This is a genomic window from Blautia wexlerae, from assembly GCF_013300825.1.
Classification (GTDB): Bacteria; Bacillota; Clostridia; order Lachnospirales; family Lachnospiraceae; genus Blautia_A; species Blautia_A wexlerae_B.
The window spans coordinates 92,914-110,567 of sequence record NZ_JAAIMY010000008.1 but is presented as its reverse complement, the minus strand read 5'-3'; the positions used below and the strand labels follow the sequence as shown (position 1 = coordinate 110,567).

The window sequence follows — 17,654 nt, the reverse complement described above, 5'->3', positions numbered from 1 at the left end:
TTTTGGCATATTCATGCCAAAACACCTCGCGGGATAGTGGTGTGTGAACAGTAACAAATATTCGTTACTATTCACCGAATATGGAGGTATCTGTATGAAACCACTGCTGGATATTACAGATGTCAGTCTCTCCTACCACAGTTTATCAGGGGAAACCCCCGCCCTTTCTCATATATCCTTTCAACTGATGCCAGGTGAATTTCTCGCCATCGTCGGGCCGTCAGGCTGTGGAAAATCCACGCTGCTGAATCTGATCTGTGGTCTGCTCCGGCCGGAACAGGGACAGATTCTTCTGGACGGCACGCCGGTAACTTCCGGTGACTGCCGTATCGGATATATGCTACAAAAGGATCATCTGCTGGAGTGGCGGACAATTTATAAAAATGTTCTTCTCGGACTAGAAATCCGCAGGGAACTCACTGCCGAAAAACTTGCTTATGTAAATCAGCTTCTCTCAGATTACGGTTTGGACAAATTCCGCTCTGCTCATCCGTCTGAATTGTCCGGAGGAATGCGCCAAAGAGCTGCACTGATCCGTACTCTGGCATTAAAGCCGGAACTTCTTCTGCTGGATGAACCGTTCTCTGCACTTGACTCTCAAACCAGACTCAGCGTAAGTGATGATATCGGCAGAATCCTGCGTCAGGAAAAAAAGACTGCGATCCTTGTCACCCATGATATTTCAGAAGCGATCAGCATGGCAGACCGGGTTATCATTCTTTCTCCAAGGCCTGCCATTATTCGTAAGATTGTGCCAATTTGTTTTGATCTGGAGAACCGTACTCCTATGGCTTCCAGAAATGCGCCTGAATTTAAATCTTATTTCAATCTTATCTGGAAGGAGCTGAATCATGATGTCTGAAATCTCATATCATCAGCAACAGTATATCCGACATCAGAAAAGAGAAAAGAAACTTGTTCTTTTTTTGCGGATATTTATTCTTCTTTTCTTTCTGGTGTTGTGGGAAATCTCCGCCAGGACCGGGCTGATCGATTCTTTTATCTTCAGCAGTCCGGTAATGATCTGGCACAGCTTCTGCAGTATGTGCAGAGACGGCTCTATTTTTCCCCATCTCTCTGTTACAATTACGGAAACACTGGTCAGTTTTCTGTTCGTTGTTGTTCTGGGTGCAGGGATGGCAGTTCTGCTGTGGACCTGTCCCAGACTTGCGAAGATCACAGAGCCTTATCTCGTAGTACTGAACAGCCTTCCGAAATCTGCTCTGGCACCTTTGCTTATTGTATGGCTTGGTGCCAACGAACGGACGATTATTGTCTGCGGTATGTCGGTTGCTATCTTTGGTTCGATTCTGAATCTGTATACAGGTTTTGGCGAAGCTGACCCGGAAAAACTGAAGCTGATTGAGACGCTGGGCGGTGGTAAGAAAGAAAAGCTTATGAAGATTATTCTTCCGTCTTCTGTGCCGTTACTGCTCAGTGTTATGAAAGTTAATATTGGTCTGTGTCTGGTTGGTGTTATCATAGGCGAATTTATCGGTGCCAGGAAAGGGCTTGGCTACCTGATCATCTATTCCAGCCAGACTTTTAAGCTTACCTGGGTGCTGATGTCCATTATCATTCTGTGTATCATCGCTATTATCCTGTACGGACTCCTCGGACTGATTGAAAAACGCGCCCGCAGATAGTTGTTAATTTTTAACCGCTATTTTTTATAACGAAACGGTTTCGGAAATAGCTTCAAGGTCTGAAAAAATTTTGCTGCAAAAAGAAACCCGGAAAATCATCGAGTTCCACTTAACTGGACACTCCTGAACTTCCGGGGCTTCTCTTGTCTCTGACTGTCTATCAGTTATTCTGTTTTTAAACCAGCGCCTCTGTCCGGTTACTATCATGTTCCGAACGAAGCGCCTGATAATGTGTATATCATGAATTATTCTTCTCCAAGGCTCTCCACTGCCTCTGTGAAATCCCGAATCAAATCTTTTATATCTTCGATACCCACACTGATGCGGATTGTATCGTCGTACACTCCTGCCTCTGCCATTGCTTCCGGCGTACTGTGGATATAAATCGTAGACGCCGGATGGATCACCAGAGTTCTCACATCACCGATATTGGTTGCAATCTTTACATATTTCAGATGATTGATCAGCTTATACGCCCGTTCTTTGGAACCTGCACGGATAGTCAGAATTGCTCCGCCCTTTCCACTAAGCTGTTTTTCTGCCAGTTCATGATATGGACTGGACTCCAGCAGTGGATAGTTGACAGATACACCTTCCAGCTTCTCCAGTGCCTGTGCAAGCCGGAACGCATTGTTACAGACCCGCTCCATACGAAGCCCCAGTGTCTCCATTCCGATAATATTCAGATAAGCGTTCATCGGAGCCAGACAGCCACCCATATTTCGCCAGATTCCGTTCCTCAGTTTCACAAGATAAGCAAACTTTCCGTATTTCTTATATTCCTTCATTCCCGGATAACGTTCCGGACTCCAGGAAAAGTTTCCGCTGTCAATGATAATTCCACTGATGGCATCTCCACTTCCATTTATATATTTAGAAGTAGAATGCACCACTACATCCGCACCGTACTGAATCGGATTAAGCAGATAAGGAGTCGAAGTTGTGCTGTCTACGATCAGCGGTACTCCTTTTCCATGAAGAAAATCTGCTGTTTCCCGGACATCCATTACATTCAGTGCGGGATTTCCTACTATTTCGCCAAACACTGCTCTGGTCTTATCTGTAAGAAGCGGCTCAATCAGTGCCTTCTCTACCCTCGGTATAAAATGTACTTTTATCCCGAATGCTTCCAGATCATGAAGCAAATCCAGCGTACCGCCGAACAATGCACTTCCTGCGATTACCTCATCCCCTGCCTGCAGGATATTAAGTAATGATAATGTAACCGCTGACATTCCGGAGGAACAGGCTACACCTCCAATCCCGCCTTCTAATTCATTTACTCTTCGCTCAAATGCATCTACTGTTGGATTCGCAATTCTGGTATATGCAAATCCCGGTGCCCGATTCTGAAATACTTTTTCCAGCTGTTCTGAAGATTCATATGCAAAAGCATTTGCCAGGCTGACAGGCGGCACTGTTGAACCATTCGCATAATTATCTACTGCTTTTCCGTGTAATAATTTAGTCTGAAATTCCATGAGTATATTCCCCTTGTAAAATATAATAATCTCCGGACTAACGGTATGTTTTCTGTGATATATCGTTTCCCTGTTTTAGTATATTCCATAGTGTTTCGATATGAATAGTAGTATATATTTTTTACATAAATCTGTCAACAAATTTTCTTATATCAATTATTTATATGCACATATAGTTTTTATCTATATTTTATTGTTTTTCTATAGAAATAATTTAGTCTAAAACCAACATCTTTTTCCATATTGTCGAAAAAACATAGCTTTTTCTATCTTTATCTGGTAAAATTGATATATAGCAATCCTCTAAAATAATGCATTTAAGAGAATTGCTATAGATTATTATTTCAGTCAGACGACATATCTGAAAATGAATGTCCTGAAATGTAATTCCACTACATAAGATTCATAACAGAACGGAAGGAGGCCCTTTATGAAAACAAGGAAAAAATGGTTAAGAAAAACAACCGCTATCTGTACTGCAGCACTTCTTGGTATTGTTGCAATTCCATCTACAGCATTTGCAGCAGACAGTTACGCTTCCATTGAAAAAGATGCATGGGCAAAAAAGGTCACAGAAATGGCATCTTCTTACGCTACATCTATAGAAGAAAGCCAGTCTCTGATGTCAGGAATGCAGAGTGACATGATTCTGAAATTTGAAGATTCCGGACGCTCACTTCTGGGGTTTGTCGCACCATTTGATGTCTCCTGGTTGGACAATGTCACACTTTCCAATGATATTTCTTTTACAGAAGGAAAAGAAGGTATTCTGATGAAGGTCCTTCTTAATGATAATGAAATCTGTACTCTGGAATATTATCTTGATCCGGACAGCCAGGATATTTATATGCGCATCCCCGAACTCTCTGATAACTATTTCAAGACCAATCTGAAAGAAGCCGCAGACCAGCAGACTGCCAATATTGAAAATGATCTTGAAGAATTAACCCCTGATGATTCAGATGCAGATATTCCGACAGACAATTTCGCTTCCGCTTACTCTGACAGTCTCAGCCTGACTGTTTCCATGATGTCTGATCTGTCAGCAGCAGCTCCAGAAGCTTCTGTAGTAGAAACACTTCTGGATAAATACGGATCTATGCTTTTTGACAATGTAACAGAAGGCGAAAGCAGTCAGGAAACTCTGACAGCAGGTGATATCAGTCAGGACTGTACAGTATATGAAGGCCAGATTTCAGCCGAAGACGCTGTAAAAACTGCAACTGCAATCCTGGAAGAAGCAAAATCAGACAGTGATATTGAGAACATCCTCGATACCTGGACAGAGAAACTCTCAAGTAACGAGGACCTGCATGAAAGCTTTACCAAAGCTGTAGAAAACGGTCTTGATTTTCTGAAAGATGCAGATACCAGTGATTCCGATGATTCTCATCTCAACACCAGAATCTGGGTTGATGAGACCGGCAGAATTGCAGGACGTAAAATTGAGTTTCAGGAAGGTGATAAAATAACTCCTGTTCTGAACTGGCAGATGACCAGGGACGGCTCAGACTTTGGCTATCTTCTCTCCATTGAAACAGATGATTCCGGCACACTCTCCCTGTCCGGATCCGGTCAGATTGATGGCGGTAAATTAAACGGAACCTATAAAATTTCTCAGGATGATACAGCCGCAGCTGTTATCGAAGTAAAGGACTACGACACCGAATCTGCAAAAGAAGGTTACTTAAACGGTAACTATACTATCACCTTCCCTGCTGATTCTTCAGAAGATACAGATTCTTCTCTTTCCATGCTCGAGAACTTTGCACTTGTATTAGATTTAAATTCAGCAAAAGATTCTGGTTCTGTTGCACTGTCCGTTGAAAGTGCAGGAAGCACTCTCGGAAGCTTCACTGTTACTTCCGGTGCAGGCGAATCTGTTGAAATTCCGGACCTTACGGCTCTGGGAGATGTTTATGACGTAACCAATGAAGATGATATGAGTGCCTACGCAGCTACACTCGACCTCACTACACTTATGGATAATCTGTCCAATGCAGGCGTTCCGGACGAAGTCATCACTTATGTTCTCAGCGGCGGAAGCAATTCCGATGCCGAAGACGTTACTGATGAAAATGCCGCAGAAGCAGAGTCTGATGCTGATGCTGCCGAAGCAGGCGCAGCCTAACTTAGCAGCTTTATCACTATCGTCTACTGTAGCAGACGGTTCCGGTAATACTTTATCCCGATACCTACTACCACTGCTGTTATAAATTCACAGATCCAGAACGCATTCCACACGGCATCTGCCCCGGCAAAATAGCACAGCAGGTATGCTGCCGGAATGATCACTATAATATATCTTAATAACGAAATCACCAGGGACTGAGCACCTTTGCTCAGTCCTTCTAATGCACCGGAAGCTGTAACAGAGATGGCAGATGGGATAAACCCGATACTGATAATCTGTAATGCTGAAGTGCCAAGTCTTACAGTTTCCGGGTTCTCAGTAAACATTCCCATCAATGTCTCTGATGCTGTAAAGCAGATGATCGTTCCTGCCAGCATTATCATACCATTCAGAAGCACAGAAATCCCAAAAAGCTTCTTTACCCTCTTTATTTCTCCTGCGCCGTAATTATATCCTATCAACGGGCGCATTCCCTGGACAATGCCGCTGGCAGGCAGATACAAAAAAGTCTGAAGCTTATAATAGATTCCCAGAACCACTACATAGCTTCCGGAAAAAGCCGATAATATCTGATTCAGGAAAGAGATCAGAACTGACGGCAGGGCAATATTCAGAATTGCGGGAATCCCTACCATATACAGCTTCCCGTCCAGATTCCTGTTAAATTCCAGATATTTCCTGCTGATCTCCACCGGAATACTACACTTCTTATATGCAATCAGATATACAATAACTGTAAATACCTGGCCAAGACCAGTTGCCAGTGCTGCACCTCTGATCCCCATTTCCGGAAAAATCCCCACTCCGAAAATCAGCAGCGGATCCAGGATAATATTGGAAATACAACCGATCATCAGGCTGATCATTGTCAGCTTCATTCTGCCCACAGCCTGGAAAATCTTTTCGAAAGACAGGCTGATCATGATCACTGTGGAAAATGCAAATGCAATGGCTGAATACTGCACACCAGATGAGATCACTTCCTGCTCTTTTGTAAACATACCGAGAAATACAGGCATAAACGGAATACAGATTACTGTAAAAATAATTCCATGAATAATATTAAAGAGCATACCATGGGTAGCTGCTATATTCGCATTTTTAATATTTTTTGCTCCCAGCTGAAAAGAAATCTGTGCATTGATTCCCACACCGAAACCAATGGCAACTGCATTAATAAAGTTCTGTACAGGAAATACCAGAGACAGAGCTGTCATCGCCTGCTCACTGATCTTTGCCACAAAAAAGCTGTCTACAATGTTGTACAGCGAATTCACCAGCATGGACAGTACCATAGGCATTGCCATAGATGCCAGAAGCGGCAGAATCGGTTTTTTCTTCATAAAAGTATTGTTCATTCTTTTTTTTCCTTTCTTTGTTTCATTGCAACAAAAAACGCCACACAATTATCTCTACATTGCTGTATGATAATCGTGCGGCGAAAAGAGTTCATGTTTGTCACAAGACTGAAAAATCCACACCAGTTTTGGTGTGATAAACATATCATAATTTATTTCCTGCTGTCAAGACTTTTTATCCATTTTACTGCGTTCTCCTGATTCGGTGCTGAATATGGCACTGCAATGCACACAGGATCGTAGATTACACCTAATTCCTGTTCAAGCTCACTGTCAGTAATGGAAATGTGCGTAGTATCTGTCTGCATTCCAAACTTCTCAAAAGCTTCCTCACCCATCAATTCCTTCAAATCTGCAAATGGCTCATTCTTCTTCAAAGTCTGATAAAGCTTCTCCGGCATAACCATAATATCAATGGAACCTGCCTGGATCTGTGCCATATAAGCCATCTGTGCATTATAATCAAATTCTGCCATTTCAGAGTCCGTAGTAAGATTCACGCCTATCTCTACTTTACTATAGGGATCATCTTTGTACCCAAGTGTTTCTTTGATTTTCTGCTCAGGAGTTTCCGTATCATTTGCCATTGAATTTACCACTGTCATGGACAGAACTGTTTTTATTTTGGACTGTTCATAGTAATCCTTTATTCCGAATATAAGAGCAATCACTGCGATTACTCCGAAAATAGCCGGTTTATAATACATCCAGATATATTCCAGCTTTTTCTTTGGTCCCATTCCCTTTAATTTTTCTTTCTCAATCAGACGTCTTTCCTTCTTTGACAAATCCGATTCATTCTTAATCTCCGGATTCAGCACGCTTTCATCGTACTCTTCTGCCTGTTCTGCTCTGTTCTTACTCTGGTTCTTGTCCTGATTTTTATCTGCCATTCTCTCTCCTTTGTATTTTCTGCATAATGATTTTCGGTAACTGTTCAGCAATCCGCCATTCTGCGAAGCACCTGACGGTTGCATTCATAAGATTTACTGATTACTATATCACATTTTCCATTATGTGAACAGTTATAATTCCCGCAGTTTCCGAAAATAGAGTTACTACATTATTATATTACCATTCATTCTATTCTCAGTAATGCAGACAAAATTCATTCCTGATTTTCATACCCTGACTATACATGATCATTCTGCAAAATATTTTGCTTTGCATACGCAGAGGCCGCAGATATGCCGGAAACTGTCACCACTGTCAGCATATATACTAAAACCGGACGCAGCCAAAAATAAATCTGACAGTTGCTGACTCCCAGACCTTCTGCACATTTTTTCAGAAGGTCTGACATCGCTGGATGAAGAAGATAGATCAGGAAAGCATATTTTCTTCCGGTTTCCACCAGTACAGAGGGAAAATTTATTTCCCTTCCATATAAAATAAGCCACAGAAACAGACAGATCACTGCAACACAATTTCCCGTGTAAATTTCTCCTGCTCCCCGGAAAGCATATTCCATCATGCTGAGTACCACACCGAAAATCATCCCTGCTTTCAATCCCCATTGCATCCATTGCTCCTGACGTTTGCATACTATCTTATCCTGATATTCACGGATCATCTGACCTGTAAGGAAAAAGCTCATTCCTGTAAACAGAAAGTTTCTGTATTCCATAGTGTGATAAAATCTGTCAAAAAAGACACAAAACTCCGCTCTCCATAAAAGTATTGCCAGCAATACAGGTGCCATACAATATGCAGCCTTACGCATTCTCCATTTTTCAAGCAGAAGAGCAAGCAGATAACAGTAAATTAATGCAGGAAGAAACCATAAATGTGCTCTTACCGGAGAAGTACTGTTGTACACGAAAAATTCCTTCAGATGCTCTGTACTCACAAGCCCTTTTATCCATGTCCATACTCTCTCCCCATTCCAGGCTTTCATAAAACATTCCCAGATAAAATAAAACACAACTGAAACTGCAAAAAGCTTTATGATATGCAGGATTTTAGACAATATTCTTTTTGAGGCATTGCAATTTTGATAATAACAGAAATACCCGGATACCATAAAGAAAAACGGCACCGCACATCTTGCCAGTACTTTTACAAGCTGCCCGACCTGTCCCGGAAAGCTTACATGGATGCATACCACCAGGCACGCAGCAATGGCCTTTACAGCATCCAGACTTTTATTTCGCATTTGATTTCTCACCCACCTTTTTCTGTTGTTTCATCTATAGCAGCAGAACAATCCGTAAATGTCTGACCTGACATCATTTCAGTCAGACAGATAAAATCATCCGCTTCGCTGCTATAATATATCAAAGCGAACCACACATGTCAAACCTCAGGCAGATACAGAAGTCATCAGCCAGCTTCGGTCCACCCTTGCAAGGAGCCTGGCATTATGATAGGCCATTCTGAGAGTCAGGCAGGTACGCCCCAGATATTTGCTTCCGTCCGATGTTTTCATACACGCCAGTGCAAGATCGGGTTTTCCCGGATGGCGGAGACAGATCGGGAGCAGCAGTTGGATTGAGTGATTATAATACTGTGGAATTGCCGTTCTATAATCTGCCTCAAGCATTCTTTTTGTCTGTTTCAGTGCGCCGTCAAACAGCTGCATTTTCATACTGCTGTCACGTACTTCCTTTGGAAGACGGGCAGCATTTTCCTCATCCCCAAAAATATGCTCGTACTGTGGAATTACCGGAAGTTTTGTATCAAACACAAGATCTGACGGATTTTCCACATAGCATGCCTTTTCCGGCAGACAGGTGATTCCTTCTTTTAACAAATAGTATTCTGTGTAAAAGCCATCCAGAAACCAAGGCTGCCTGTCCGGAACCAGATTGGGAATAAAATACGCATAAATCGGCTGATAATAGTAATTAAAGAGTCCTGTATTAAATATGGCATAATTCTTTTTCTCCCACACCTTCTGTTCTTCATAAAGGCGTTTAAATGTATGTTCCAGATATCCTTTCAGAATTCCGTTATCATCTGTATCCGAAAAGCTCCACTTCTCCGGCACCATCCTTGCCAGATTCTGAATCTGCCGATTGTAGTCTCCGCAGTAAGTAAAATCAAATAAATTAATCATCAGGCTCCTCCTGTCCCTGCACCTCTCATATTGTCATTACTGTTCTCTCTTAATATTTATTGTATTTTGGAAAAAATATGGCAGAACTGCCAGATTATGATTTGTATGAAAATCAGTTTTGATTGTTATTATTTAACATACCATAATTTCTGTCAAAAGACAAGGATTAGTATCCTTCAAAAAATGTCAAAAATTACCATATAAGACTTACAGTTCAGCCAGTATAATATTATCCATCCGGTAATACCTGATGCTTGTAGCCTGCCAGTCAGCTGTGTTATACTCTACACATATCAGCAATACGCAAATGCGGGCTGAACAACTGTTTCTATTCGCATTTGTGGGCAAGACTATTTTTCTTAAAGAAGGTTTTCCATGAAAAAAGACGGCTATTACTCTTCCGGAGAATTTGCACGTATGGCACATGTAACACTCCGCACTATCCGCTATTATGACAAACAGAATATCCTCAAACCCTCCTATGTAACAGAATCCGGTGCACGTTTTTATACAGATGAGGATTTTGCAAGACTTTCCCAGATCCTGCTTTTGAAATATCTGGGTTTCTCCCTGGATGACATCCGGGAAATGACCATTGACGACTCAGACTATCATTTTATGGAAAATTCCCTGAACATCCAGTTAAAGCTGGTACGTGACCGTATCGAGCAGATGCAGCTGGTTGAAAAGGCAATCCAGGATACCACAGACGCGATCCGCTCCCATCATGCCATAGACTGGAATCAGATGCTTGACCTGATCCATCTGACAGGCATGGAGAAAAGCATGAAAAATCAATACCAGAACGCCTCCAACATTTCCTCACGCATTAATCTGCACAGCCTGTATTCCCAGAATAAACAGGGATGGTTTCCATGGGTTTATGAGCAGTGTCAGATTCATCCGGGGATGCGTATCCTTGAACTTGGATGCGGCGACGGCGCTCTGTGGACACAGAATATTTCCAGTCTCCCCGGTGAAGTTTCCGTTACTCTTTCTGACCTTTCCTCCGGAATGCTTCGTGATGCCAGACGTGCTATCGGACGCAAAGACAGCCGTTTTTCCTTCGAGGCATTTGACTGTGCAAGAATTCCTCATGAAGACAGAAGCTTTGATCTGGTCATTGCAAACCATGTGCTTTTTTACTGTGAAGATATCCCTGCTGTATGCGGCGAGATTCAACGTGTGCTCACTCCGGGCGGAAAACTGATCTGCAGTACCTATGGAAAAAAACACATGCAGGAAGTCAGCAGGCTGGTCCGGGATTTCGACGACCGGATCGTCCTCTCCGCAGACAGACTCTATGAGCGTTTTGGCAGAGAAAACGGAGCTGATATCCTGGCACCGTATTTTTCCCGTATTTTCTGGGAAAGCTATAAGGACTCCCTTCTTGTCCCCGATGCAGAACCGCTGATTTCCTATATCCTCTCCTGCCATGGAAATCAGAATCAATATATTCTGGACAAATACAAAGATTTTCGGGGATTTGTATCACGAAAGACAAAGGATGGGTTCTTTATTACCAAGGATGCCGGCATTTTTCTTTGTGAAAAATAACCAAAATTTAACTTTTTTGTAAAAAGTACTTGAAGGTGACCTAAGGTCACCTTTTATAATACAATCATCAGAGTCAGGATGATATCGTAACTCAGACTGACAATCCAGAAACCCGTTGAATTAGTATCGCAGTCGCCTGATATTTTGCTTATCATTTACACAGATAACTGACAGAATATCGCTCCGGCCGCATACTGCCAAATAACAAAGGAGAATACACATGAAAGGTATTATTTTAGCAGGCGGTTCCGGCACACGCCTTTATCCGCTTACAATGGTAACATCCAAACAGCTTCTGCCAATCTATGATAAACCAATGATCTACTATCCCATGTCTGTACTGATGAACGCAGGAATCCGCGATATCCTGATCATCTCTACTCCGCAGGATACTCCTCGTTTTGAAGAACTTCTTGGTGACGGACATCAGTTCGGTGTCCATCTCACCTATGCAGTACAGCCAAGTCCGGACGGACTTGCTCAGGCATTTATCATCGGCGAAGAATTTATCGGTGATGATACTGTTGCCATGGTTCTCGGCGATAATATCTTCGCAGGACATGGACTGAAGAAAAGACTGAAAGCTGCTGTAAAGAACGCAGAATCCGGCGAGGGTGCAACTGTTTTCGGATACTATGTAGATGATCCGGAGAGATTCGGTATTGTAGAATTTGACCATGAAGGCAAGGCTATCTCAATTGAAGAGAAACCGGAGCACCCGAAGAGCAACTACTGTGTCACAGGTTTATACTTCTATGACAATCGCGTCGTAGAGTATGCAAAAAATCTGAAACCAAGCGCCAGAGGCGAACTTGAGATCACAGATCTGAACCGCATCTATCTGGAAAAAGGCGAATTAAACGTAGAGCTTCTCGGACAGGGATTCACATGGCTGGATACAGGTACACACGAGAGCCTTGTGGAAGCCACCAACTTTGTAAAAACAATGGAAAGCCACCAGCACCGCAAAATCGGTTGCCTGGAAGAGATTGCATATCTCAATGGTTGGATTACAAAGGAAGATGTGCTGAAGGTTTATGAAATACTGAAGAAAAATCAGTATGGTCAGTACTTAAAAGACGTTCTGGACGGTAAATATCTGGATGTATTGCACTAACCGAAGCTTTTAGACCTGTACAACCGAATTCGCAGTCAAGTGAGTGATATATCAAATTTTCAAACAGTTATTTGATATATCACCCACCATGCAGCAAGGCATATAATTTTATCTGCCTGACTCTATAACAGAATCTTACAGATATTCATATTATATATTTTTTAAGGAGAATCACTATGAACATTATTGTAACCGGCGGTGCCGGATTTATCGGAAGCAACTTTATTTTTCACATGTTAAAAAAATACCCGGATTACCGCATCATCTGTCTGGACTGTCTGACCTACGCAGGAAACCTTTCCACTCTTGCACCTGTCATGGACAACCCAAATTTCCGTTTCGTAAAAGAAAGCATCACAGACCGCGAAGCAGTTTACAAACTTTTTGAGGAAGAACACCCTGATATGGTTGTAAACTTCGCTGCAGAGAGTCACGTTGACCGCTCCATCGAAAACCCGGAAGTTTTCCTTACCACAAATATTATCGGTACTGCTGTTCTCATGGATGCATGCCGCAAATACGGTATCAAGCGTTATCATCAGGTATCTACTGATGAAGTTTACGGAGATCTTCCATTAGACAGACCTGACTTGTTCTTCACAGAGGAAACTCCTATCCATACAAGCAGCCCTTACAGCTCTTCTAAGGCTTCTGCAGACCTTCTGGTGCTGGCTTACCACAGAACCTACGGACTGCCTGTAACCATCAGCCGCTGCTCCAACAATTACGGACCATATCATTTCCCGGAGAAACTGATTCCGTTAATGATTGCCAACGCATTAAATGACAAACCACTTCCTGTATACGGAACAGGCGAAAACGTTCGTGACTGGCTCTATGTAGAAGATCATTGCCGCGCAATCGACCTGATCATCCACAAAGGACGTGTTGGAGAAGTTTACAACGTCGGCGGACACAATGAAATGACAAACATTGATATCGTTAAGATCATCTGCAAAGAACTTGGCAAACCAGAAAGCCTGATCACCTACGTAGCAGACCGTAAAGGTCATGACATGCGTTATGCAATCGACCCGACTAAGATTCACAACGAACTTGGCTGGTTACCGGAAACAAAATTCGCAGACGGTATCAAGAAAACAATCAAATGGTATCTGGATAACAAGGAATGGTGGGAAACTATCATCTCCGGAGAATATCAGAACTATTATGAAAAAATGTACGCACACCGTGGGGAGGCATAAATTATGAGAGTTTTTGTAACAGGTGTAGGCGGTCAGCTTGGACATGATGTTATGAACGAACTTGCAAAACGCGGTTATGAAGGTGTAGGAAGTGACATTGCTCCCTCCTACAGCGGAATCGCAGACGGCACTGCTGTCACAACCATGCCTTATGTTCAGATGGATATCACTGACAAGACTTCTGTAGAAAAAGTCATCAGAGAAGCAAATGTTGATGCTGTGATCCACTGTGCTGCATGGACAGCTGTAGATGCTGCCGAAGATGAAGAAAATCAGCCGAAGGTCCGTCTGGTAAATGTAACCGGAACTCAGAATATTGCTGATGTGTGCAAAGAGCTTGACATCAAAATGCTGTATCTGTCCACTGACTATGTATTCGATGGCCAGGGAACCACCCCATGGGAGCCTGACTGCAAGGACTATAAACCATTAAATGTCTATGGACAGACAAAGCTGGACGGTGAACTTGCCGTATCCGGCACAGTTGATAAGTTCTTTATCGTCCGTATTGCATGGGTATTCGGCAAAAACGGCAAGAACTTTATCAAAACCATGATCAACCTCGGAAAAACTCATGATACTCTCTCCGTAGTCAATGACCAGATCGGTACACCTACTTATACCTATGACCTGGCAAGACTTCTGGTAGATATGATCGAAACTGAAAAATACGGTTATTATCATGCAACCAATGAGGGCGGATATATCAGCTGGTATGATTTCACAAAAGAAATCTTCCGTCAGGCCGCTGCCATGGGACACCCGGAATATCTCCCGGAAAACATGACAGTCAACTCCGTCACAACTGCAGAGTATGGCGCTTCCAAAGCAGCCAGACCATTTAACAGCCGCCTGAATAAGAGCAAACTGACAGCCAATGGTTTCACACCACTCCCCACCTGGCAGGATGCACTTGGACGGTATCTGAAAGAACTGGATTTCTAAATAAAAAAATCCGGCAGGACACCCAAATGACAGGTGTTTTGCCGGTTTTTTTATTCCTCTCTATGCAGTTTTCTTCTTCTGCGCTGTCTGCCATACGCAGCATCCCACGATCAGAAGTATTCCCACAACATCAGTCATCAGTGACGGATCGATCAGCATCAGTCCGCCTGCTGCCATTAAGACACGAACCGGTACAGACATTTTCACTGACAGGAAGCCTTCCAGTGAGGAGGACAATCCAAACACACCAATCAGTGAGGTGATAAAGATCTGAACAACCTTAAGCGGTGTGGTATCGATCAGCAGCATTGCCGGATTGAAGCAGAATACATAAGGTACGATAAATACTGCGATAGCCAGCTTGGAGGCTGTAAATGCAGTCTTCATCGGATTGGCCTTCGCTATGGCCGAACCTGCGTAGGCAGCCAGCGCTACCGGCGGTGTGATATCTGCAACAATACCAAAGTAAAATACAAAGAAATGAGCTGCCAGTGTAGGTACTCCCATACGTACCAGGATCGGAGCACAGGTTGCTGCCATGATACAGTAATTGGCAGTGGTAGGTACACCCATACCAAGTACGATACAGCACAGCATAGTCAAAAGCAGTGCAATGATCAGTTTTCCGTTTGCAACACTGATGATTCCGTTGATCAGGTCATTGGCAAGTCCTGTCATGGTGATGGAACCGGAAATGATTCCTGCAACACCGCAGGCTACTGCTACGGAGATAACACCTCTTCCTCCTGCTTCCAGCGCATCAATACATTTGGTAACACTGATTCTGTTTTCTTTGTCAAAAAGACTTACGATAACAGAAAGAACGATTGCATAGCTGGCAGCCTTCTGCATGGTCATATAGTTTCCAGACACCCAGATTACCAGCATGACCAGAGGTAATAACAGATAGATTTTACGGATCAGAAGCTTAAATACCGGAAGTTTTTCCTTCGGAATTCCGGAAAGCCCTAATTTCTTTGCTTCCAGATGTACAGAAATAAAGATTCCTGTAAAGTACAACAATGCCGGCAGAATCGCCCTGACAATAATGTTGGAGTACGGTACACCCACAAAATCTGCCATAAGGAATGCGGCAGCTCCCATGATCGGAGGCATGATCTGTCCACCTGTGGAAGAAGCAGCTTCTACTGCTCCGGCAAATTCCGGTTTGTAGCCTGTGTCCTTCATCATCGGGATTGTAACAGAACCGGTTGTTACTGTGTTACCTACAGAGGAACCGGATACCATTCCACAGAGTGCAGAACTGATAACCGCTACCTTTGCCGGTCCACCTGCATATTTTCCTGCAATGCAGTTAGCCAGCTGAATAAAGAAGTTGGAGATTCCTGTTCTCTCCAGAAACGCACCGAAAATAATAAATACCACAATATATTTAGAGCATACATTTACAGGTGTGGAGAAAATACCCTCTTTTGTGTAGAAAAGATTCCGCACTAGGAATTTCACTCTTCCCAAAAATGCCGGATTGGTAAGCCCTACAGCCAGTGCATAGATCAGGAAAAAACCTGCCACAAACAGGATCGGCAGGCCCACGCATCGTCTGGTAAGCTCGATCAGTGCAGCAATACCGATAATACCGATCACAATCTGATAAGGGGCAAATCTGGTACCCTGATTGATGATCTGATTTGCAGAAAAAGTAAAATACAGAAAAGCACCTGCGCCTGCGATCATAAAAATAATATCGCCAATCGGCATGTAGTTTTCTCTGATATCTCCTTTTTTCGCCGGATAGGTAAGAAATCCGATAAGAATGATCAGCCCCAGAAAAGAAGTCAGTCGGATTTCCTCCAGGAAGGTTGCAAATAAGGTAACATAGATACACCACAGAGAAAAGGCAACCAGCAGGCCGCGTACAGCCAGCTTATATTTGCCGGTCCACACACGAATATTGGATTCGCGGTCGTATTTCTTCATTACTGCATCTACATCTGCTGTACTCATGTTCTCAGAACCAGCCTGCCCTTCCGGGGATGTGTTTGCTTTTTTTATCTTATTTTCTTTCATCCTGACTATTCCCCTTTCGTATCCACTGTAATTCCATGCTCTGCATAATAACGCGCCGCACCCTTATGGAAAGGAATGGTCATACCGGAAGTAGCGTTTTCCAGAGAAAGCTCCGCTCCTTTTGCATTCTCAGCAGAAATCTCGTCTGCATGGTCAAAAATTGCCGCAGTCATATCATAAACTGTATCCTCATCCAGAGATTCGGACACTACGATCGTCGCCTTGACTGTGATGGTTTCTACAGGCTCATCCTGTCCCGGATAGGTTCCTGCCGGAATCTGGTAGGATGTATAATATGGACAGTCACTCAAAATTGAGTCCCTGATCGCGCCATCAATATTGATCATATAGACACCATTGGTAGTTGCAAGCTCTGTGATAGCTGTTGTAGGTGCACCTGCAACAATAAACGCAGCATCAATTTTCCCATCCTTCAAAGATTCCTTGCTGTCCTCAAAAGACAGATACTGGGGATGGATATCATCCAGGGTAATGCCGCCTGCATTTAAAACATCCAGAGCATTGAAATATACACCGGAGTTTGCCGCACCGATAGATACGCTCTTGCCCTTCAGATCTTCCACTGTCTTAATGTCAGGATCCATGGTAAACAGCTGGACAGTCTCTGCATACAGGCCGCCCAGAGTCCTGAAATCATGGGTTGCACCGTCCTGTTCAAATGCTCTTACGCCGTCCCATGCATAGGCCATTACATCTGACTGGACAAATCCAAGCTGGAAATCTCCGTCCTGTACTGACTGCAGGTTCGCTTTGGAACCACCTGTAGAAACTGCTGTAACCTTTACATTTGTATTATTGGTAATATACTGGGCCAGTACACCACCGTAGGAATAATACGTTCCCGCCGTACCGCCGGTACCGAACGTCAGACGTTCTTTACTTTGTCCGCAGCCACTCAGAAGGCTGACTGCAAGTGCAAGAGTCAAAACAAGGCCAACAATCCTGCCAGCTTTTCTCCTGCCTCTGAAAAGCTCTTTGTTTCTCATAAATCCATCTCCTTCAGGTACATAATATTTTGAATTATAACATATTTTTTCAAAAAATGATAATCTTTATTGAATAATCTTACAAAAAACGTTACAATAAAGGAAAAACATGGATAAC

At 43.1% G+C, this 17,654-nt stretch carries 14 protein-coding genes; 7 read left to right on the top strand and 7 right to left on the bottom strand.

What is annotated here, in order from left to right; translation table 11 throughout:
• The first annotated feature begins 94 nt into the window (after positions 1-94).
• Together G4417_RS06405 and G4417_RS06400 are read left to right on the top strand one after the other, a co-directional pair.
• Positions 95-862: an ABC transporter ATP-binding protein gene (locus G4417_RS06405; protein ID WP_055053699.1), complete on the top strand. Its 768-nt coding sequence runs from the start codon at positions 95-97 to the stop codon at positions 860-862.
• Positions 855-1,646, top strand: coding sequence for an ABC transporter permease (locus tag G4417_RS06400; RefSeq protein WP_020993690.1), 792 nt, complete (start codon positions 855-857; stop codon positions 1,644-1,646). Before G4417_RS06405 ends, G4417_RS06400 begins: the two co-directional genes overlap by 8 nt.
• A 245-nt stretch (positions 1,647-1,891) precedes the next feature.
• On the opposite strand, the gene G4417_RS06395 is transcribed toward G4417_RS06400, so the two are convergent.
• Positions 1,892-3,127: an O-acetylhomoserine aminocarboxypropyltransferase/cysteine synthase family protein gene (locus tag G4417_RS06395; RefSeq protein ID WP_173683008.1), complete on the bottom strand. Its 1,236-nt coding sequence runs from the start codon at positions 3,125-3,127 to the stop codon at positions 1,892-1,894.
• A 430-nt stretch (positions 3,128-3,557) separates the two neighbouring features.
• Here G4417_RS06395 and G4417_RS06390 point away from each other — a divergent pair, with 430 nt between their 5' ends.
• Positions 3,558-5,258, top strand: a complete 1,701-nt coding sequence (locus G4417_RS06390) for a hypothetical protein (RefSeq protein ID WP_173683007.1) — start codon at positions 3,558-3,560, stop codon at positions 5,256-5,258.
• 23 nt (positions 5,259-5,281) lie between these two features.
• Here G4417_RS06390 and G4417_RS06385 read toward each other — a convergent pair whose 3' ends face one another.
• The 4 genes from G4417_RS06385 to G4417_RS06370 form a co-directional block, all read right to left on the bottom strand.
• Complete coding sequence (locus tag G4417_RS06385) at positions 5,282-6,619, bottom strand: MATE family efflux transporter (protein WP_173683006.1); 1,338 nt, start codon at positions 6,617-6,619, stop codon at positions 5,282-5,284.
• 152 nt (positions 6,620-6,771) lie between these two features.
• Positions 6,772-7,512 carry a hypothetical protein gene (locus G4417_RS06380; protein WP_173683005.1) on the bottom strand — a complete coding sequence of 247 codons (741 nt, stop codon included), beginning with the start codon at positions 7,510-7,512 and terminating at the stop codon, positions 6,772-6,774.
• Between the two features lie 239 nt (positions 7,513-7,751).
• A complete protein-coding gene (locus G4417_RS06375; RefSeq protein ID WP_173683004.1) occupies positions 7,752-8,774 on the bottom strand; it encodes an acyltransferase in 1,023 nt (340 codons plus the stop codon).
• A 147-nt stretch (positions 8,775-8,921) separates the two neighbouring features.
• Complete coding sequence (locus tag G4417_RS06370) at positions 8,922-9,677, bottom strand: DUF3825 domain-containing protein (RefSeq protein ID WP_020993689.1); 756 nt, start codon at positions 9,675-9,677, stop codon at positions 8,922-8,924.
• A 375-nt stretch (positions 9,678-10,052) separates the two neighbouring features.
• Here G4417_RS06370 and G4417_RS06365 point away from each other — a divergent pair, with 375 nt between their 5' ends.
• The 4 genes from G4417_RS06365 to rfbD all read left to right on the top strand — a co-directional run bounded on the left by G4417_RS06365 (position 10,053) and on the right by rfbD (position 14,501).
• On the top strand, positions 10,053-11,234 hold the full coding sequence (locus G4417_RS06365; protein ID WP_173683003.1) for a MerR family transcriptional regulator: 1,182 nt from the start codon (positions 10,053-10,055) through the stop codon (positions 11,232-11,234).
• Positions 11,235-11,454: 220 nt separating this feature from the next.
• Positions 11,455-12,351 carry a glucose-1-phosphate thymidylyltransferase RfbA gene (gene rfbA / locus G4417_RS06360; protein ID WP_022380581.1) on the top strand — a complete coding sequence of 299 codons (897 nt, stop codon included), beginning with the start codon at positions 11,455-11,457 and terminating at the stop codon, positions 12,349-12,351.
• Positions 12,352-12,527: 176 nt separating this feature from the next.
• Positions 12,528-13,556: a dTDP-glucose 4,6-dehydratase gene (rfbB, locus tag G4417_RS06355; protein ID WP_118341810.1), complete on the top strand. Its 1,029-nt coding sequence runs from the start codon at positions 12,528-12,530 to the stop codon at positions 13,554-13,556.
• Between the two features lie 3 nt (positions 13,557-13,559).
• The gene (rfbD, locus tag G4417_RS06350) at positions 13,560-14,501 is read left to right on the top strand and encodes a dTDP-4-dehydrorhamnose reductase (protein ID WP_173683002.1); all 942 of its coding nucleotides are present in this window, start codon (positions 13,560-13,562) and stop codon (positions 14,499-14,501) included.
• 60 nt (positions 14,502-14,561) lie between these two features.
• On the opposite strand, the gene G4417_RS06345 is transcribed toward rfbD, so the two are convergent.
• Both G4417_RS06345 and G4417_RS06340 read right to left on the bottom strand, forming a co-directional pair.
• The gene (locus G4417_RS06345; RefSeq protein ID WP_025577222.1) at positions 14,562-16,529 is read right to left on the bottom strand and encodes a TRAP transporter permease; all 1,968 of its coding nucleotides are present in this window, start codon (positions 16,527-16,529) and stop codon (positions 14,562-14,564) included.
• A 5-nt stretch (positions 16,530-16,534) separates the two neighbouring features.
• Positions 16,535-17,536 carry a TAXI family TRAP transporter solute-binding subunit gene (locus G4417_RS06340; protein ID WP_008707541.1) on the bottom strand — a complete coding sequence of 334 codons (1,002 nt, stop codon included), beginning with the start codon at positions 17,534-17,536 and terminating at the stop codon, positions 16,535-16,537.
• Positions 17,537-17,654 lie beyond the last annotated feature (118 nt).

Bases quoted from the DNA above. Each gene is read 5' to 3' on its own strand.
- G4417_RS06385 (WP_173683006.1), bottom strand. From the start codon at position 6,619: ATGAACAATACTTTTATGAAGAAAAAACCGATTCTGCCGCTTCTGGCA.
- G4417_RS06380 (WP_173683005.1), bottom strand. From the start codon at position 7,512: ATGGCAGATAAAAATCAGGACAAGAACCAGAGTAAGAACAGAGCAGAA.
- G4417_RS06395 (WP_173683008.1), bottom strand. From the start codon at position 3,127: ATGGAATTTCAGACTAAATTATTACACGGAAAAGCAGTAGATAATTAT.
- G4417_RS06365 (WP_173683003.1), top strand. From the start codon at position 10,053: ATGAAAAAAGACGGCTATTACTCTTCCGGAGAATTTGCACGTATGGCA.
- rfbD (WP_173683002.1), top strand. From the start codon at position 13,560: ATGAGAGTTTTTGTAACAGGTGTAGGCGGTCAGCTTGGACATGATGTT.
- G4417_RS06340 (WP_008707541.1), bottom strand. From the start codon at position 17,536: ATGAGAAACAAAGAGCTTTTCAGAGGCAGGAGAAAAGCTGGCAGGATT.
- G4417_RS06375 (WP_173683004.1), bottom strand. From the start codon at position 8,774: ATGCGAAATAAAAGTCTGGATGCTGTAAAGGCCATTGCTGCGTGCCTG.
- rfbA (WP_022380581.1), top strand. From the start codon at position 11,455: ATGAAAGGTATTATTTTAGCAGGCGGTTCCGGCACACGCCTTTATCCG.
- G4417_RS06400 (WP_020993690.1), top strand. From the start codon at position 855: ATGTCTGAAATCTCATATCATCAGCAACAGTATATCCGACATCAGAAA.
- G4417_RS06345 (WP_025577222.1), bottom strand. From the start codon at position 16,529: ATGAAAGAAAATAAGATAAAAAAAGCAAACACATCCCCGGAAGGGCAG.
- G4417_RS06370 (WP_020993689.1), bottom strand. From the start codon at position 9,677: ATGATTAATTTATTTGATTTTACTTACTGCGGAGACTACAATCGGCAG.
- G4417_RS06390 (WP_173683007.1), top strand. From the start codon at position 3,558: ATGAAAACAAGGAAAAAATGGTTAAGAAAAACAACCGCTATCTGTACT.
- G4417_RS06405 (WP_055053699.1), top strand. From the start codon at position 95: ATGAAACCACTGCTGGATATTACAGATGTCAGTCTCTCCTACCACAGT.
- rfbB (WP_118341810.1), top strand. From the start codon at position 12,528: ATGAACATTATTGTAACCGGCGGTGCCGGATTTATCGGAAGCAACTTT.